The organism is Campylobacter concisus (assembly GCF_003048375.1).
Lineage (GTDB): Bacteria > Campylobacterota > Campylobacteria > Campylobacterales > Campylobacteraceae > Campylobacter_A > Campylobacter_A concisus_T.
Genome location: NZ_CP021642.1, coordinates 1,926,602 through 1,944,141, shown reverse-complemented (window position 1 = coordinate 1,944,141; position 17,540 = coordinate 1,926,602). Strand labels below are relative to the sequence as shown.

The 17,540-nt window shown below is 41.3% G+C and carries 10 protein-coding genes and 1 pseudogene; 7 read left to right on the top strand and 4 right to left on the bottom strand.

Annotated features, from left to right (window positions below):
- Position 1: 1 nt before the first annotated feature.
- A complete protein-coding gene (locus CCS77_RS09570) occupies positions 2-2,155 on the bottom strand; it encodes a ribonuclease J (protein ID WP_021092458.1) in 2,154 nt (717 codons plus the stop codon).
- Positions 2,121-2,963: a 16S rRNA (adenine(1518)-N(6)/adenine(1519)-N(6))-dimethyltransferase RsmA gene (rsmA, locus tag CCS77_RS09565; protein ID WP_107917324.1), complete on the bottom strand. Its 843-nt coding sequence runs from the start codon at positions 2,961-2,963 to the stop codon at positions 2,121-2,123. The genes CCS77_RS09570 and rsmA overlap by 35 nt, the downstream gene beginning before the upstream one ends.
- A gap of 106 nt (positions 2,964-3,069) precedes the next feature.
- On the opposite strand from rsmA, the gene CCS77_RS09560 reads away from it, so the two are divergent.
- The 4 genes from CCS77_RS09560 to rlmN are packed head-to-tail and all read left to right on the top strand — an operon-like array spanning position 3,070 to position 8,928.
- Positions 3,070-6,348, top strand: coding sequence for a DEAD/DEAH box helicase (locus CCS77_RS09560; protein ID WP_107917253.1), 3,279 nt, complete (start codon positions 3,070-3,072; stop codon positions 6,346-6,348).
- 2 nt (positions 6,349-6,350) lie between these two features.
- A complete protein-coding gene (gene hisF, locus CCS77_RS09555) occupies positions 6,351-7,106 on the top strand; it encodes an imidazole glycerol phosphate synthase subunit HisF (RefSeq protein ID WP_107917252.1) in 756 nt (251 codons plus the stop codon).
- Positions 7,106-7,786, top strand: coding sequence for a purine-nucleoside phosphorylase (locus CCS77_RS09550; protein WP_107917251.1), 681 nt, complete (start codon positions 7,106-7,108; stop codon positions 7,784-7,786). Before hisF ends, CCS77_RS09550 begins: the two co-directional genes overlap by 1 nt.
- Entirely contained in the window at positions 7,783-8,928 is a 1,146-nt protein-coding gene (rlmN, locus tag CCS77_RS09545) for a 23S rRNA (adenine(2503)-C(2))-methyltransferase RlmN (protein WP_107917250.1), read from the top strand. Before CCS77_RS09550 ends, rlmN begins: the two co-directional genes overlap by 4 nt.
- 298 nt (positions 8,929-9,226) lie before the next feature.
- Here the strand turns inward: rlmN and CCS77_RS09540 are convergent, their stop codons facing one another.
- Complete coding sequence (locus tag CCS77_RS09540; protein ID WP_107917249.1) at positions 9,227-10,150, bottom strand: pseudouridine synthase family protein; 924 nt, start codon at positions 10,148-10,150, stop codon at positions 9,227-9,229.
- Between the two features lie 186 nt (positions 10,151-10,336).
- Here CCS77_RS09540 and purB point away from each other — a divergent pair, with 186 nt between their 5' ends.
- On the top strand, positions 10,337-11,668 hold the full coding sequence (gene purB, locus CCS77_RS09535; RefSeq protein ID WP_107917248.1) for an adenylosuccinate lyase: 1,332 nt from the start codon (positions 10,337-10,339) through the stop codon (positions 11,666-11,668).
- Between the two features lie 349 nt (positions 11,669-12,017).
- The gene (locus tag CCS77_RS09530) at positions 12,018-14,393 is read left to right on the top strand and encodes a ribonucleoside-diphosphate reductase subunit alpha (protein ID WP_009295196.1); all 2,376 of its coding nucleotides are present in this window, start codon (positions 12,018-12,020) and stop codon (positions 14,391-14,393) included.
- 61 nt (positions 14,394-14,454) lie between these two features.
- Here CCS77_RS09530 and CCS77_RS09525 read toward each other — a convergent pair whose 3' ends face one another.
- Entirely contained in the window at positions 14,455-14,898 is a 444-nt protein-coding gene (locus CCS77_RS09525; protein ID WP_103632757.1) for a hypothetical protein, read from the bottom strand.
- Positions 14,899-15,201: 303 nt separating this feature from the next.
- Between CCS77_RS09525 and CCS77_RS09520 the strand changes: the two are divergent.
- Positions 15,202-17,484, top strand: a pseudogene (locus CCS77_RS09520) (ribonucleoside triphosphate reductase).
- The last annotated feature ends 56 nt before the right edge of the window (positions 17,485-17,540 follow it).

Here is a 17,540-nt window from a genome sequence, read left to right as displayed (position 1 = left end):
CTTACATTAGATAGATGATCGGCACGATAGTTGGGTACTTTTTGACCTTTCTAAATATGTGCTTTCTGATCACTTGGCGCACCTGTGACTCGAGTAGTCTGCTATCTTTCAAAAGCTCCTCTTTGACGTTGCTTAAATACTGCTCTAGCACGCCCTCCATCTCTTTTCTAAACTCGGCGTCTTGCTTGTCGCCCACAAGGCCGTAGCTGATGACGCGAGGTTTGTTGATGAGTTTTGCGCCGTGACGTGAAATTTGAGCGATTATCATGACGACCCCTGCTTCAGCTAGGTTTTGTCTGTCGATGACGACGTCGTCTGCGATTTGTTTATTTATTTGATTATCTATGAAGACTTTGCCAGTTTTTACCGTTTTTACACGTTTTAGGTACTTTTGGCAAACCTCCATCTGATCGCCGTCGCTCATTAGATAGATATTTCGCTCATCCACACCACAGCTAATGGCCGTCTCTTTATGCTTTGCGATGTGGTTGTACTCGCCATGCACCGGCAAGAAAAATTTTGGTTTTATGAGGCGAAGCATCAGCTTTTGCTCTTCTTGCGCTGCGTGACCGCTGACGTGGATCTCGCTAAAGTCTTGATAAGCGACGCTCGCGCCTGATTTTAGTAAGAAATTTAGCACCGTTGAGACGCTGTTTTCGTTGCCTGGGATCGCTTTTGAGCTGATGATTATCTGATCAGTCGGCTTTATCTTTATATATTTGTGCTCATCTGTCGCCATGCGGTAAAGCGCGCTCATAGTCTCGCCCTGAGAGCCAGTAGTGACGATAAGCACCTCGTCATCTTTAAATTTACCAACCTCGTTTGCATCGATAAAAATTTTCTTATCAAGCTTGATGTAGCCAAGCTCCATAGCAGTGTATAAATTTCTCTCCATTGATCTACCGATGACACAGACTTTGCGGTTGTATTTTAAGCCCCACTCGATCGCTTGATAGACTCGGTGGATATTTGAGCTAAATGTGCTCATTATGACGCGGCCTTTTGCCTTTGAAAATATCGCGTCAAAGGTCTTACCAACGCTGCTTTCGCTCTTTGTAAAGCCCTCTTTGTAGCTGTTTGTGCTATCGCTTAATAGACAAAGCACGCCACGCTCGCCGTAATACGCTAGTCTGCCAAGGTCTGTTGGGTAGCCATCTATCGGCGTGTGGTCGATCTTAAAGTCGCCTGTGTGGATGATCGTGCCAGCCTTTGTCGTGATCGCAAGTGCTGAGGCGTCGATGATAGAGTGCGTGATATGTATCCACTCGACCTCAAAGTCACCTATGAGATATGGCTTTCTTTTTTCGACTGATCTAAAGAGTGAGCGCTCTTGTTTTAGTCCGTGCTCTTCAAATTTATTATTTATCATGCCAAGTGGTAACGGTGTGGCGTAGATAGGAAATTTAAACTCTTTGTAAAAATAAGGCACTGCGCCGATGTGATCCTCATGTGCGTGAGTGATGATGACGCCTTTTATCTTATCTTTTATCTTGCGAACGTAGTCAAAGTCTGGGATGAGGATATCCACGCCGTGCATGCTCTCGCTTGGAAAGCTCATGCCGATATCAACGATTATAGCGCTAGTTTCTGTCTCAAAGACCGTCATATTGCCGCCGATCTCGCCAAGACCGCCAAGTGGAGTTATGCGAATTTTATGCTCGCTTGAGTTTAGATATTTTAGTGGCTCAAGTCTTAGCTCGTGAGTGGCTTTGTTTGCCTCCATCGCGCTTGCGATATCTTGTTGCCACTGCTCGTTGCCATTTAGTTTTGCAGGTAAATTTTTCTTTGGTTTTTTAGCCTTTTTTGGCTTTTCTTTTTGCTCTTTTGTCTCGTTTTTAGCTTCAGCTTTTGGCTCTTGTTTTGGCTTTTCTTTTTGCTGTTTTTGCTCTTTTGGCTTATTGTTTTCGCCAGTTTTGTTTTGATTTTTATTATTTCTTTGCTTTTTTGGGCGAGGATTTTGACTTTTTGGCTCGGCATGCGTTTTGGCTTCAGCCTGCTCTGCTGCAAAGAAGTTATCTATCACGCTTTTGCTTGCTAGTGATGTTTGCTCGGTAGTTTCGCCCTCTTGTTTTGGCTTGTTTTTTGGTCTAAATCTTCGTCTTTTGTTGTTTTTACTTTGGTTAGTTACAACTTTCTCTTCGTTTTTGTCGTTCATTATCTTCCTTTAATCTTTCAAATACTTTTAGATAAGAATCGACATCTAGTTCGTGTGGACGTAAATTTTGAGCTAAGCCTAGGTCTTCAAAAATTTCTTCTAACGCCTTTTTGTCAAAATTTGTGGATAAATTTTTCAAAAGCGTCTTTCTTGGCGAAGCAAATGCAGCTCTTAAAAATGCTTTAAAAGCCTCGTATTGTTTTGCATCTTTGAAAATCCCGTCTTTGCCAAAAATCTTTTTTGTTTTTTGTAGTTTGATGACTGAGGATGTGACCTTTGGAGGTGGATTAAAAAGCTTTGAATCCACGTCAAACAAAAGCTCACACCTGCCTTGAAGTGAAGCGAAGATCGATAAAGCGCTAAATTCTTTATCCTTGCTCTTTGCGCTAAATTTAAGAGCAACCTCTTTTTGTATCATCACGATAAGTCCAAGGCATTTTTCGTCATCTATCGCATTTAGTATCATCTTCGTAGCAACGTAATAGGGTAAATTTGCGACTAAAAAGTAGTTCTGGCTACTTAGTCCGCCCTCTTGCTGCCACTGCTCTAAAGCATCTTTACAAAAAAGTTTTAATTGTCCATTTTGGATCTCATTTGCAAATTTGACCTTTAAAATTTGAAACAGCTCACAATCTATCTCAAAAGAGGTCGTCTTATAAATTTGCAAAAGTCTAAATGTCAAATCACCTAAGCCAGGCCCAATCTCAACGACGTTTTCTACGTCCTTGGGTATCGCTTGGATGATCTTATCTAGTGTCGCTTTGTCTTGTAAAAAATTCTGTCCAAAGTGCTTTTTTGCCTTTATCATAGCCGCGATATTAGCCAAAAATTACTTATACAATGATTACAAGTTTAGTTTAATCATATATAAAATGGACTATAATCACTAAATAAAAACAAAATAAGGCGCAAATTTGAGTAGGGCAAACACCTTAAAATACTTTTTATTATCACAATATTTAGAGCCAAAAACCTTAGACGAGCCAAAAAAGACAAATAGCAAATTTAAAAAATCAATGGACCTTGAGATCGCAAATTTTGATGAGAAATTTATGCAAATTTTAAGGGCATTTGATAGGTCACTTTTAAAAAATGGTGTAGAAATTTCGATTTATGGCGGTATTTTTGAGACGGACTTGCTCGCCCTTGCGATATCAAAGCTAGCAAAGGTGAAATTTGAAAAAGAGCAAATTTTAGATGAGCTACGCTCTGAGCAAACGAGCTTTGAAAAGGCATTTTGTTATAAGCTTAAGCTCTCTGGCGATCTGCTCTTTTACAAAAATGAGCAAAGTTTTGCCTTAAAAGATGCAAATTTAGATGATGAGCTAAGTCCATTTTTTACGCCAAACTCATCAAATGAGCTTTTTATCCCAACGGCTCCATGGGCGATGGTGCGCCTAAACCACCTAAAAGAGATCAGTCAAAACGACTTTAACAAAGAGTGCGAGCACATCAAGGATAAAATTTCTATCCACAAAGAGAAAATGAAGCTTAGCAACTATGTAAAAGCAGTGCACGAGGAGCTAAAAAGCTCGCTAAAGACGCCATTTTGCAAAGATGTGATCAGACTTGAAGTAAGGATCGTTGATCCAAATTTTAAAGAGAACGACGCCCTTTTAAATAGCTTTTTTATAGATGATATAAATTTACTTATCAAATTTTATGAATCAGGCAGGACGCACGCGCTGACGGATCAGTTTTTGGACGAGGGCGGTGAGAATAAATTTGAGAGGCTTGATGTTAGAGATGAGCTAAATCAAAGGGCTGTTAGGGACTTTTTTGGGGCTGAGCGCTACCCAAGATCGGCTTTTGCGAGTGATTTTGCTCTAAATTTCTCGCAGCAAATGGCGCAAAATAATATCATAGAGAAATTTAAAGAAGGCAACGGCGGGATTTATAGCGTAAATGGCGCTCCAGGTACTGGGAAAACGACACTTTTAAAGGACGTGATGGCTGAAGTGGTGACGCTTAGGGCGATGAAGCTCGCGCAAATGAGCAGGCACGATATCTTTGAGCCAGTTTATGATAGCGACGAAAAGGCGCTTTATTTTAGGCTAAATGACGAGCTGCAGGGCTTCGAGATGGTCGTTAGCTCTTGCAATAACGGCGCGGTTGAGATTTTGAGCAAGGAGCTAAGTCAGCTAAAGAGTATAGGGGATTATGCGGGCGAGATTGATTATTTTAAATTTATAGCCACAAGGCTGCTCTCGGCTGATGAAAAGAGTGAATTTGGCGAGAAGTCCTTTATCTCAAAGCTAGCTTGGGGGCTATTTTGCGTGGCGCTTGGCTCAAAACAAAACAAGTCAAATTTTGTTTTTAATGCAATTAATGGCGTAAAGATCGAGGCTACTCACAGCCAGCATGATGAGATATCAAAAGAGTATGGCGAGTTTTTGGAGCAAGATGGCTTTTTGATGGGGCTTGGCAAATATCTGGCAGTTGGCGAAGGGGTTGATGACTTTGACGTGGCAAAGGAGAAATTTAATCTCGCACTTCACGAGGCAAATTTACTTTTTAGCGAGATCAGGATCAAAGAAGAGGAGCTAAAGAGCCTTAAAACAGAGCTAGCTGACGTTGATAGAAGGCTAGAGAGTTATAACTCAGCCAAGCAGATAGAGGAGCTTTTATCTCCGCTTGAGAGCGAATTTACTAGCATTAGTGGCAAGCTTGAAGACAAAAAGGCTGAATTTAGCGAGCTAACAAGAGTTGTTAGTCAAAATGAAGCGTTGCAGGAGTATCTAAGCACGCCAGAAAAGCCGCCATTTTTTCTCTTTCAGCAGATTTTTAAGACAGAGGCCTTTGAAAAGTATAATAACGAGGCGCTAAAAGTTGGTGAGATAAACCGCCAGATAGCTGAGCAAAATTTAAAAGCTAGTAAGCAAAATGGCGAGAGCAAAGAAAAAAATGAAGCAAGGCTAAATGAGCTAAAAAGCGAGATAGCAGAGCTTGAGAACAGGGCTGCAGAGCTAAATACTAAGATAAATCTTTACAAAAGGTTGCAAAGCGACTTTGCTAGACGTCAAAAGATACTTGGCAGGAGCGAGGAGCTAGATATCTTTCTAAACGGCAGCTTTAGCGAGAGCAACGAAGAGATGCAAAAGAGTATGCCATTTATGATGGAGCGTGGCATAGACCAGGAATTTCACAAGACAAAGCTTTTTAGGGCTAGGATAGAGCTTTTTAAAGAGGCGCTAAATTTGCACAAAGCTGCCATTTTTGCCTGCAAAGAGGCTGTCAGGACAAATTTACGTGCCCTTAGCGTTATCTTTAACGATGAAAAGATGGCTGAGAAAAACGGCTTAGAGGCAAAGCATAGACGCGAGGTTATCAAGGGGCTCTTCTTGCTAACGCCTGTTGTTAACTCGACTTTTGCCTCGTTTAATAACACCTTTAAAGACCTTTTAAATGGCGATATAGGCATGCTTTTGATAGACGAAGCAGGGCAGGCAAATTTAACTAACGCGTTAGGCGCCTTGCTTCGCTCAAAGATGGCCGTGGTGGTTGGCGACCCACTTCAACTTGAACCTGTCGTAACGCTGCCAGTTAGTTTAAATAACGCGATACTTAGCTACTGCGAAGCAAAGGAGGAGTTTAACTTGCTTAAATCCTCTGTGCAACTAAGGGCAGACAAGGTGCAGAATATCGGCACATATATAAAAGGTAGCGGTGAGAGTATCTGGGTCGGCTCACCACTGATCGTGCATAGAAGATGCGCTAACCCTATGTTTGAGACCTCAAACGAGACTATCTACGATGATATGATGATACTTGGCAGAAACGCGGCTAGTAAATTTGCAAACACTAACGTGCAAACAAAGTGGATAGACGTTAGAAGCGAAGAGTGGATAGGTAACTACAATAAAGCCGAGGGTGAGGTGGTTAAAGAGCTCTTAGCAGGCGAGCTAGCTAGCCAAAATTATAACATCAGGATAATAACGCCATTTAAAGATGTTTGTAGAAATTTAAAAGGTGCTGGCACTATCCACACTATGCAGGGCAAAGAGGCTGACATTATCGTATTTGTGTTAGGTGGGGCGACAAAGGGTGCTAGAGCGTGGGCTGCTAGCAAGCCAAACTTGCTAAACGTGGCGCTAACAAGAGCAAAAGAGGTTATTTATATAGTTGGAAACCGAGAAAATTGGGCTAGTTTGCCATATTTTGAGGTGGCAGCTAGAAAGATAGACAAAGGATAAATTTGAATCATTTTGCAAAACGCATAATCCCATGCCTCGACGTAAAAGATGGCAGGGTCGTAAAAGGTGTAAATTTTGTTGGACTTGTTGATGCTGGAGACCCAGTCGAGATAGCTAAAAGATACAACGACGAGGGCGCTGACGAGCTGTGCTTTTTGGATATCACAGCCTCTCACCTTGGCCGTGATACGATAGTTGATGTGGTAAAAAAGGTCGCAAGTAAGCTTTTTATACCCCTAACCGTTGGCGGTGGCATACGCACGATCGATGATATATCGCGCCTTTTAAATGCGGGCTGCGACAAGGTGAGCCTAAACTCATCAGCGATAAAAGATCCAAATTTGATCGACGAAGCTGCTAAGAAATTTGGCTCGCAGTGTGTCGTCGTAGCGATCGATGCTAAAAAGATCGAAAATGGTTATAGCGTTTTTATAAATGGCGGCAGGATCGATACCAAAAAAGATGCCTTTGCTTGGGCAAAAGAGGTTGAGTCGCGTGGAGCAGGGGAGATATTGCTAACGTCTATGGACAATGATGGCGTCAAACAGGGCTTTAGTCTAGAGCTGACAAAGATCTTTAGTGCGCTTTCTATACCTACTATCGCAAGCGGTGGCGCTGGCAAGATGGAGCATTTTAAAGATGCTTTTGAAGCTGGGGCCGATGCGTGTTTGGCTGCTTCGATATTTCACTTTGGCGAGATAGAGATAAAAAAGCTAAAAGAGTATCTCAAGGCAAATGACGTTGAGGTTAGGCTTTGATGTTAGTTATCTCAGCTGGAAAAAATGAAATTTTTGACTTTGCCTTGCCAATGGGGGTGGGGCTAGTCGATATGGCGATAAATTTGACAAAGTTTTTGCAAAAAAGATCGTGTGTTGGGGTGGATGAAAAGAGTATAAATTTAAAAAATATTGATCCACACTACCTTGCAAAGATCGAGGCCAAATTTGCAAACTCATCAAACCTAGAGCTGCAAAATATAAGTCAAAATTTGACAAAAAATCCCGAGCGAAATTTATACCAGATGCCAGAAAAGATAGTTTTTGTTGGCTCGGCAGGTCTATATAAAGATGGCGAAATTTTGCAAATTTATGAAAGCTCGGTTGGGGCGAATGTTGAAATTTCTAGCATAGAAAATAGATCTTACTCGCCCATCGAGTGTGAAATTTCTTCTATCGTTTCACGTGGAACTATTAAAACAAATTCGTCAAATTTCATAACGATAGACAAAAATTTGGCTCATAAGATGTTTGAAAATGGATATTTTTTAGAAAATATGGAGTTTTTTTCTGTTCTAAAAGTGGCTCAAATTTTTAAAATTCCAGCTTATGGAATTTTCATAGCGACAAATTTTTGTGATGAAAATGCGCATGCTGATTTTATAAAAAATCACTCTGCAGCCAAAGAGCTACTAACAAAATATGTAAAGGAAAATATGTGAAAAATTTGCTTGATCTTAGCATCGAAGAGTTAAAAGAGCTAGTCTCTCCCTCGTTCAGAGCGACGCAAATTTATGAGTGGGTGTACAAAAAAAATGCGACAGAATTTAGTCAAATGCTAAATTTACCAAAGGATATGCGTCAGGACTTGGCTGAGAAATTTTATCTCGATCCTCTAAAATGTGTGAAATTTGAGCAAAGTAGCGACGGCTCGATCAAATATCTTTTTGAGCTAAAAGATGGGTTAAAGATAGAGAGTGTTTTGTTACCGATGAAAGAGGAGATTAGCGACGAAGATGGCAAGATCAGTCGCCATGCTCGTTACACTGTTTGTGTTAGTTCGCAGGTTGGCTGCAAAATGGGCTGTGCTTTTTGCCTAACAGCAAAGGGCGGACTTGTTAGAAATTTGACTGCTGGCGAGATCGTAGGGCAAATTTTGTGGATAAAAAGAGAGAATAACATACCATATGAAAGGCGCATAAATGTCGTTTATATGGGTATGGGCGAACCGCTTGATAACCTTGCTAACGTTAGTAAAGCGATCAAAATTTTAGCTCTAAATGAGGGTCTAGCCATATCGCCACGCCGTCAAACCGTTTCAACTAGCGGCCTTGGCAGTCAGATAAAAAAGCTTGGCGAGATGGATCTTGGTGTCTTGCTGGCCATATCACTACACGCTGTTACTAACGAGCTTAGAAGCCGCCTGATGCCGATAAATAAGGCGTATAATATCGAGGCCGTTATGGACGCTGTTAGGGGATTTCCTATCGATATGCGAAAGCGTGTGATGTTTGAATATCTTGTTATCAAAGACCTAAACGATAGTGTTAGCGATGCGAAAAAGCTGGTTAAACTGCTGCATGGTATCAAGGCAAAGGTAAATTTGATCTATTTTAACCCGCATGAAGGTAGTGAATTTGGACGGCCTGAGCTTGCTAGTATGCTAAAATTTCAAGAATATCTAAGGGATCATGGCGTCACTTGCACGATCAGACAGAGCAAAGGCCTTGATATAAGTGCAGCTTGCGGACAGCTAAAACAGCGAAATGAAAACCCAAAATTCAGAGCTAACGTTAGCGATAAGAGTGCAGCTAAAACAGAAGAAAAACCAACTAACGATAAAACTAACGTGAGTAAAAAATGACAGCTCTTGATATCGCTGAGATAATTTTTATAGTGTTGGTTGCTGGCGCTGGGCTTGGCTTGATTATAAAAGTTTTAAAAGAGGAAAATAAAACTTTAAAATAAATTCTAAAAATTTGGCATGAAATTTTGTGGATGAAAAATAAAAATACAAAGTTGATTGCCAAAATTTTTAAATAAGAACGTCGCCGATACTAAAAAATCTAATTCTACTTTTCAATAAAAATTCTGGTTCAAATTTAAAAGCAAAATTACGAAAAATTTTATAGATTATTTTTACTAGAAAGACTTTTTAAAATTTAAATATTTTGATTGTTTGCTTCTTTTGCAAATTTATAAAACTCACTTTCGGCGTCAAATTTGCTTTTTATGGTGTAAAAAATTTCATCAAATTTAAATGAAATTTCATCCGAGTGAAGCAAAAGCCTCTTTGCTCCAGTTAAATTTATCCGTTCACGCTCGCTCATCTCTTTGTCTAAAATTTTCTCGATCTGCAGACGTGACAAACCATAAAGTGGTTCGCCAAGGATCTTGTGTTTCACATGAAACAAATGCAAACGAATTTGATGTTGCCTACCAGTGAGTGGGATAGCTTGAACCAAAGTCGTATCGATATCGTCAAAATACTTTATAGGCAAAATTTTAGTCACCGCACTTTTTCCATTTTCACAAATTTGCATTCGCATTTTTACATCGTCGTAGTTTTTTGCCAGATCCATCTTAGCATCGATCGTAAATTCTCGCTCGACCCTGCCCTGCACCATCGCGACGTAGCTTTTAAAAACCTCTCTGTTTTCAAAAATTTTCTTTAGTTTTATCGTAGAATTTCTATCTTTTCCCACGACTATCACACCACTTGTTTCAAAGTCTAGCCTATGTGCCACGCTCGCATCTCGCCCAAAAAGTGTGTAAATTTCATCATTTAGAGAGTAGTCGCAGTGCCTGCCATTTGGGTGGCTCAGCACACCGCTTGGCTTGTCAAATACCGCAAAGCTCTCGCACTCAAAGATCGGCTTTAGTCCCTTTGGTTTGGCCTCATAGTCGATCAAAAAGACATCGCCACACAAAATGGCATTTTTCTCGCTCACGACACTGCCTTCGCATATCAGCCTGCCTTTATCGATGAGGCGTTGAGTTTGGCTCATGTTAAAGCCATTTTTCAGTAAAATTTCGTAAGCTTTTTGATGATCTGCAGTGGCGATAAATTTATTTACATAGGGCAAAAATGATCCTTTGAAAAACGAGCGAGCTATCTTAAGCCCAAATTTATAAGCGTATAACCGACATTTCAGCCCGGATTTTATATAATCAAAACTTAAATTTAGAGAAATTGCACGACGTGATTTCTGGCTTAGAAAGCCAAATTTATACTTTCAGGACAAAAGCAAACTAACACAAAAGGTTCAACAATGGTCGAAAGATACTCACGCAAAGAGATGGCTGAAAAGTGGAGCATACAAGCAAAATACGACGCTTGGCTCAAGGTAGAAAAAGCTGCCGTTAAAGCTTGGAATAAGCTTGGCTTCATAAGTGATAGCGACTGCGATAAAATTTGCAAAAATGCTAAATTTGAAGTAGCTCGCATCGACGAGATAGAAAAGACGACAAAGCACGACGTCATCGCATTTTTAACAAGCGTCAGCGAGAGCCTTGGCGAGGAGAGCAGGTTCGTACACTACGGCATGACCTCAAGCGACTGCATCGACACAGCCGTTGCACTTCAGATGAAAGAGAGCCTAGAGCTCATCATCAGCGACGTAGAGGAGTTTATGCGGGCAGTCAAAAACAGAGCAAACGAGCACAAGCACACGCTCATGGTCGGCAGAAGCCACGGCATCCACGGCGAACCGATAACTTTTGGCCTTGTACTTGCCATCTGGTACGACGAGATCGCAAGGGCGCTTAAGCTCATCAAAGACGCAAAAGATACGATCAGCTATGGCAAACTCTCAGGCGCCATGGGAAATTTAGCCCACGCTCCGATGGAATTTGAAGAGCTAACTTGCGAGGAGCTAGGTCTGAAAGCTGCTCCAGCCTCTAACCAAGTGATCCAGCGCGACCGCTACGCTCACGTGGTGAGCGCCATCGCTATCTTGGCTTCTACTTGCGAAAAGATCGCAGTTGCCATTAGACACTACCAAAGGACCGAAGTTTATGAGGCAGAGGAGTACTTTAGTCCAGGACAAAAGGGCTCAAGCGCGATGCCACACAAGCGCAATCCAGTCCTTAGCGAAAACATCACTGGTCTTTGCAGGGTGCTACGCTCATACGTCACGCCTTCGCTTGAAAACGTCGCCCTTTGGCACGAGCGCGACATCAGCCACAGCTCGGTTGAGAGATTTATCCTGCCAGATATGTTTATCACGGCTGATTTTATGCTAGTTCGTATCAAAAATTTGGTAGCAAATTTAGTCGTCTATCCAGAAAATATGATGAAAAATTTAAATTTAACAGGCGGCCTAGTCTTTTCTCAGCGCGTGCTTTTGCAGCTGCCACAGCGTGGGATTTCTAGAGAGGACGCCTACAAGATCGTTCAGCGCAACGCCATGAAGGTCTGGGCGGACTTGCAAGAGGGCAAAAAAGCGATAGACGAGCAAGGTCACAGCCTATTTTTACAAAATTTACTAAACGACGAGGACCTAACTAAGAGCCTTAGCAAAGATGAGATCAAAGAGTGCTTTGACTACAACTACTACACCAAAAATGTAGATAAAATTTTCGCCAGAGTTTTTGGCAAATAAATTTAAACGCAAGGGGTAAATTTAGCCCCTTGCAAATACCCTAACACAAAATCCACCTTAAATTTAGCTCGCAAAGTTTATCAGCCAAGGGCGGCACTTTTCAAGTAGCTTTTACAAGCGCCAGTAAAATTTATCGGCAATTTAAATTTTGATCTCCAAAACTAATCCAAAAGTTCATCACGTTTAACATTTTTATCGCCCTCGCACTAGAAAAATAAGAGTTTTTACAAGCCTTTATCCTTCTCATTTTGGTTGTAAATTTATATTTATTGAGTAGTTTTTGGCAAAGAGAGTTTTTATATCTTTTTGGATAAAATCTCAAATTAAAATTTAACACGGAGAGACATTTTTGAAAGTTATAAAACGTAATGGCAGAACAGAAGAGCTTGATATCAGCAAGATCAAAAAATACACAAACGAAGCGGTCCTAGGCCTTAGCAACGTAAGTCTTAGCGAGCTTGAGGTAGATGCAAAAATTCAGTTTAGAGATATGATAACGACTGAGGAAATTCAGCAAACTCTTATAAAAACAGCAGTTGATAAGATCGACATCGACCGCCCAAACTGGACATTTGTCGCTGCGAGGCTATTTTTGTTCGACCTTTATCACAAAGTGACTGGCTTTAACGGCTACAACCACCTAAAAGACTACCTCGCAAAGGGCGAAAAGGTAGGCCGCATCATCCCTGGGCTAAAAGAGAAGTACGACTTAGAGGATCTAAACGCCTACATCAAGCCTGAGCGCGACCTTCAGTTTGCATACCTTGGTATCAAGACGCTTTATGATCGCTACCTCATCAAAGACAAGAGCGGTATGCCTATCGAGCTGCCACAGCACATGTTTATGGCGATCGCGATGTTTCTTGCGCAAAACGAGCTAGATAGTCAAGGCTGGGCAAAGAAATTTTACGACCTTATCTCTAAATTTGAAGTGATGCTAGCCACCCCAACGCTCTCAAACGCAAGGACTACACGCCACCAGTTAAGCAGCTGTTACGTAGGCAGTACGCCTGATAATATTGAGGGCATTTTTGATAGCTACAAAGAGATGGCGCTACTTTCAAAATTTGGCGGCGGTATCGGCTGGGACTGGAGCAAGGTGCGTGCGATGGGTGGCAGTATCGACGGACACAAAAACGCAGCTGGCGGTATCATCCCATTTTTAAAAGTGACAAACGACATCGCAGTAGCGGTCGATCAGCTAGGCACTAGAAAGGGCGCGATCGCTGTTTATATCGAGCCTTGGCACATGGACGTGAGCGATTTTCTCGATCTTCGTAAAAACTCAGGCGAAGAGAGACGCCGCGCGCATGAGCTTTTCCCTGCACTTTGGATAAACGACCTATTTATGAAGCGTGTCAAAGAAAATGGCCGCTGGAGCCTCTTTGACCCAGCTCAAGTAAGCGACCTTTGCGACCTTTATGGCGAGGAGTTTGAGAAGAGATATTTAGAGTATGAAAACGACGAAAATATCCAGAAAAACACCATCCTTGCAAAAGAGCTTTGGAAGAAAATTTTAACTAGCTATTTTGAAACGGGCATGCCATTTTTATGCTTCAAAGACAATGCCAACAAAGCAAATCCAAACGACCACGAGGGCATCATCAGAAGCTCAAATTTATGTACCGAAATTTTCCAAAACACAGCGCCAAACTACTATAAGATCAAGATTACTTATGAAGACGGCGGCGAGGAGCTATTTGACGAAGAAGAAGACGTCACGGTCGATAGTGGCATAACTAAAAAAGCCAAAAAGCTTAGCGCGCTTGATAGCCTAAAAGGCAAGCAAATTTTCATCGTAGAAAAAGAGAGTATCGAGGGTAAAACGGCAGTTTGCAACCTTGCAAGTATAAATTTAAGCAAGATAAACAGCAAAGAGGACATCGAGCGTGTCGTGCCGATAGCTATTAGGATGCTTGATAACGTTATAGATCTAAATTTCTACCCACACAAAAAGGTAAAACACACAAACCTTGCTTCTCGCTCGATCGGCCTTGGCGTCATGGGCGAGGCGCAAATGCTAGCTGAGAAAAACGTAAAATGGGGCAGCTATGAGCACTTGGCGCTCATTGATAGCATAATGGAAAACATAAGCTACAACGCCATCTACGCTAGCTCAAATTTAGCCGTAGAAAAGGGCATCTATCCAAAATTTGAAGGCTCAAAATGGAGCAAAGGCATCATGCCGATAGACACTGCAAACGAGAACGCAAAGGCGCTTTTAAACGACAAAGGCGGGCTATTTGACGAAAATGTCTGCGACTGGGACAAGCTAAGAGAAAAAGTCAAGCGTGATGGCATGAGAAATGGCTACCTAATGGCGATCGCTCCAACTAGCTCGATCTCGATCCTTGTTGGCACCACTCAGACCATCGAGCCAGTCTATAAGCGCAAGTGGTTTGAGCACAATCTAAGCGGTATGATCCCAAATGTCGTGCCAAATTTAAGCCCTGATACTTGGCAGTTTTACACGCCAGCTTACGAGCTTGATCAAAGAATTCTTATAAAAGCAGGCGCTATCCGCCAAAAATGGATCGATCAAGGTCAAAGTCTAAATATCTTCATGAGCTTAGACAAAGCAAGTGGCGGATATCTAAGTGAAATTTACACGCTTGCATGGGAGCTTGGACTAAAATCAACTTATTATCTACGCTCTGAGTCACCAGATAGCGAAAAACTAAACGACGTAGCTGACCGTTCGATCGAGTGTGAGGGATGTCAGTAGTTAAATTTAAGAGAGAAATTTCTCTCTTAAATTTTTTAAATTGTCTATTAAATTTATAAATTTACGGAAGTGTCACAAAACTTAATTTTATACCAAGCTCATCTGCTAGCTTGCTTAGCTTCTCGCTCTTTTCTATTCCTGCTGATATACAAAACTGCATACCATTTACGTTACGCTCTTTTAGTCTCGTAAAGACATTTGACATGAGTGACTCCGTTTTCATCCCACTTTCGCCGTAGATGACAAAGGCATCCACACCTTCTTGTATTTTATCCGTTAGATTGTTGTAAAAACCTCCGTCGTTGTTTGAAACACTAGTTGTTGCGCTAGCTATTGCGTCAGCAAGAAAGCCACGACTTGGTACTAGCATAATGACTGTACTATCTGATTTTAGGGCGCATTTTGCAAAGCTTTTCATCATGCCATCTTCGGGTGATTTTACGCCGTTGGATGATGCACAGCCAGCCAAAAGTAGACCTATGGCGAGCGTTGTGATTTTTTTCATTGAAACTCCTTTTTTTTGAAAATCGACTAATATTAACATAAATTAAATAAAGATCTATATGGAAGAAAAATTTAAATCTACTATTTTAAAAACTAAAATTAAAATAATTATTTAAGTAAAAATAATCAAATTTTAGTTTAAAATGCCTAAAAAGCGTAAAAATATACTTAATAAAACCCTCTAAAATTTTATATTTTTTGATAAATATTATTAAACAAAATAAAATAGTTATCTATCTTTTAAGCTTTCTTGTCCTATACTTTTAAACTCCATATCAAAAAAACAATCAGAAAAGAGCAAGTGATGCGTGAAATTTTAAAACGAGATGGCACAAGGCAAGAATTTGTAGCATATAAGATAGTAGATGCGATAAAAAAGGCATTTGCAAGCGAAAATAAAGCTTATGACGAGCAAGTTTTTACAAATGTAGTCCAAGACATCTTTCAAAAATCAAGTGCGATAACGGTCGAAGACATCCAAGATGCGATAGAGAAAGAGCTATTTGACGGCGGACATTTTGAAGTTCTAAAGAGCTTCATGCTCTACCGCCATACGCATAAGCTCCAACGCGAGCAAATTTTAGGGCTAAACGAAGATACTACCTATATAAACTCAACCCAAACGATAAATGAGTACATAAACGGCACCGACTGGAGAATTTCTGCAAACTCAAACACAAGCTACTCAAACGCAGGCCTTATCAACAACACCGCCGGCAAAGTCATAGCAAACTACTGGCTAGACGCTGTTTATAGCAAAGAAGAAGGTTTAGCTCACAGAAATGGCGACTACCATATCCACGACCTTGACTGCCTCACAGGATACTGCGCTGGCTGGAGTTTGCGAGCTTTGCTAAACGAGGGCTTTAACGGCGTTCGTGGCAGGGTCGAGAGCAAGGCGCCAAAGCACTTTAGAGAGGCGCTTTATCAGATGGCAAATTTCTTAGGGATTTTGCAAAGCGAGTGGGCTGGCGCTCAGGCGTTTTCTAGCTTTGACACCTACCTTGCGCCTTACGTTTTCAAAGACGATCTAAGCGACGCCGAGATCAAAAAGGCGATAACTAGCTTTATTTTCAACCTAAACGTCCCTGCGCGCTGGGGACAAAGCCCATTTACAAACGTAACCATAGACATCACATGCCCAAGCGACCTAAGAGATCAGATACCAACGAGCGATGACATACACCTTTTTACGAACGTAAAAGATGAGAAAATTTTGAAAAAAGCAAATGAGCGTGGCAGGAAAAATTTGATCGATATGACCTACAAGGACTTCGAGCCTGAGATGGCACGCATAGACAAGGCATTTTACGAGGTTTTGACAGCTGGCGACAAGTGCTCGCAGCCTTTTACATTTCCGATACCAACGGTAAATATCACAGAGGACTTTAACTGGGATAGCGAAGTAGCAGACGTGCTATTTGAAAATACCGCAAAAATGGGCTCAAGCTACTTTCAAAACTTCATCGGCTCGCAATACACTTATGACGAAAATGGCAACAAGATAGAAAACGAAAACGCCTACAAGCCAGGCCACGTGCGCTCTATGTGCTGCCGCTTGCAGCTTGATCTAAGAGAGCTTTTGAAGCGTGGTGGTGGTCTTTTTGGAAGTGCTGAGATGACTGGCTCGATAGGAGTTGTGACTATAAATTTAGCCCGCCTTGGCTATAACTTCAAAGGCGATAAGGTCGCACTTTATAATAGACTAAGCTATCTTTTAGACCTAGCTAAATCAACCCTAGAGAAGAAGCGTAAATTTATACAAGAGATGTATGACAGAGGGCTTTATCCTTACACGGCGAGATATCTAAAGCACTTTAACAACCACTTTAGCACGATCGGCATAAATGGCATGAACGAGCTACTTAGAAATTTCACTGGCGATAAAGAGAACATCTCAACTAAATTTGGACGAGAATTTGCCCTTGAGATGGTTGGCTTTTTACGTGATAAGATAAGGACATTTCAAGAAGAGAGCGGAAATTTATATAACCTCGAAGCAACTCCAGCTGAGGGCACGACCTACCGCTTTGCCAAAGAGGATAAGAAGCGCTATCCAGATATCATCCAAGCAGGCGAGGGGGACAATATCTACTACACAAACTCAACCCAGCTGCCTGCAAATTTCACAGACGACGCTTACGAAGCGCTTGATCTACAAGATGAGCTACAAAGCGCCTACACTGGTGGCACCGTCTTTCACCTATATATGAAAGAGCGCATCAGCTCGGCTAAAGCTTGCAAAGAGCTTGTAAAGAGTATAATCTCAAACTACAAACTCCCATACATCACGATAACGCCGGTCTTTAGCGTCTGCGCAAAGCATGGCTACATAGCTGGCGAGCATGAGTTTTGCCCACTTTGTGATGCAGAGCTTATAGAAAATGAAAAGAAAAAATCCAAATAAGGAGAGGAAATGACAGAAAAAGAAATTTTAGAAAAAGTGCAAGATAAACGCACAAGATGCGTGGTCTATACTCGTGTTATGGGCTATCACAGACCAGTTGAGAGCTTTAACCTCGGCAAAAAAGGCGAGCACAAAGAGCGAATAAAATTTGACGAATACGCAAGTTGCTGCAAGAGATAAATTTCTTGCCTAAAAGCAAGAATAAATTTAAAAAAATCAACTAAAATGCAAACCAA

Coding starts and splice junctions, on each gene's coding strand:
- CCS77_RS09570 (WP_021092458.1), bottom strand. CDS start 2,155: ATGAACGACAAAAACGAAGAGAAAGTTGTAACTAACCAAAGTAAAAAC.
- rsmA (WP_107917324.1), bottom strand. CDS start 2,963: ATGATAAAGGCAAAAAAGCACTTTGGACAGAATTTTTTACAAGACAAA.
- CCS77_RS09550 (WP_107917251.1), top strand. CDS start 7,106: ATGTTAGTTATCTCAGCTGGAAAAAATGAAATTTTTGACTTTGCCTTG.
- purB (WP_107917248.1), top strand. CDS start 10,337: ATGGTCGAAAGATACTCACGCAAAGAGATGGCTGAAAAGTGGAGCATA.
- CCS77_RS09525 (WP_103632757.1), bottom strand. CDS start 14,898: ATGAAAAAAATCACAACGCTCGCCATAGGTCTACTTTTGGCTGGCTGT.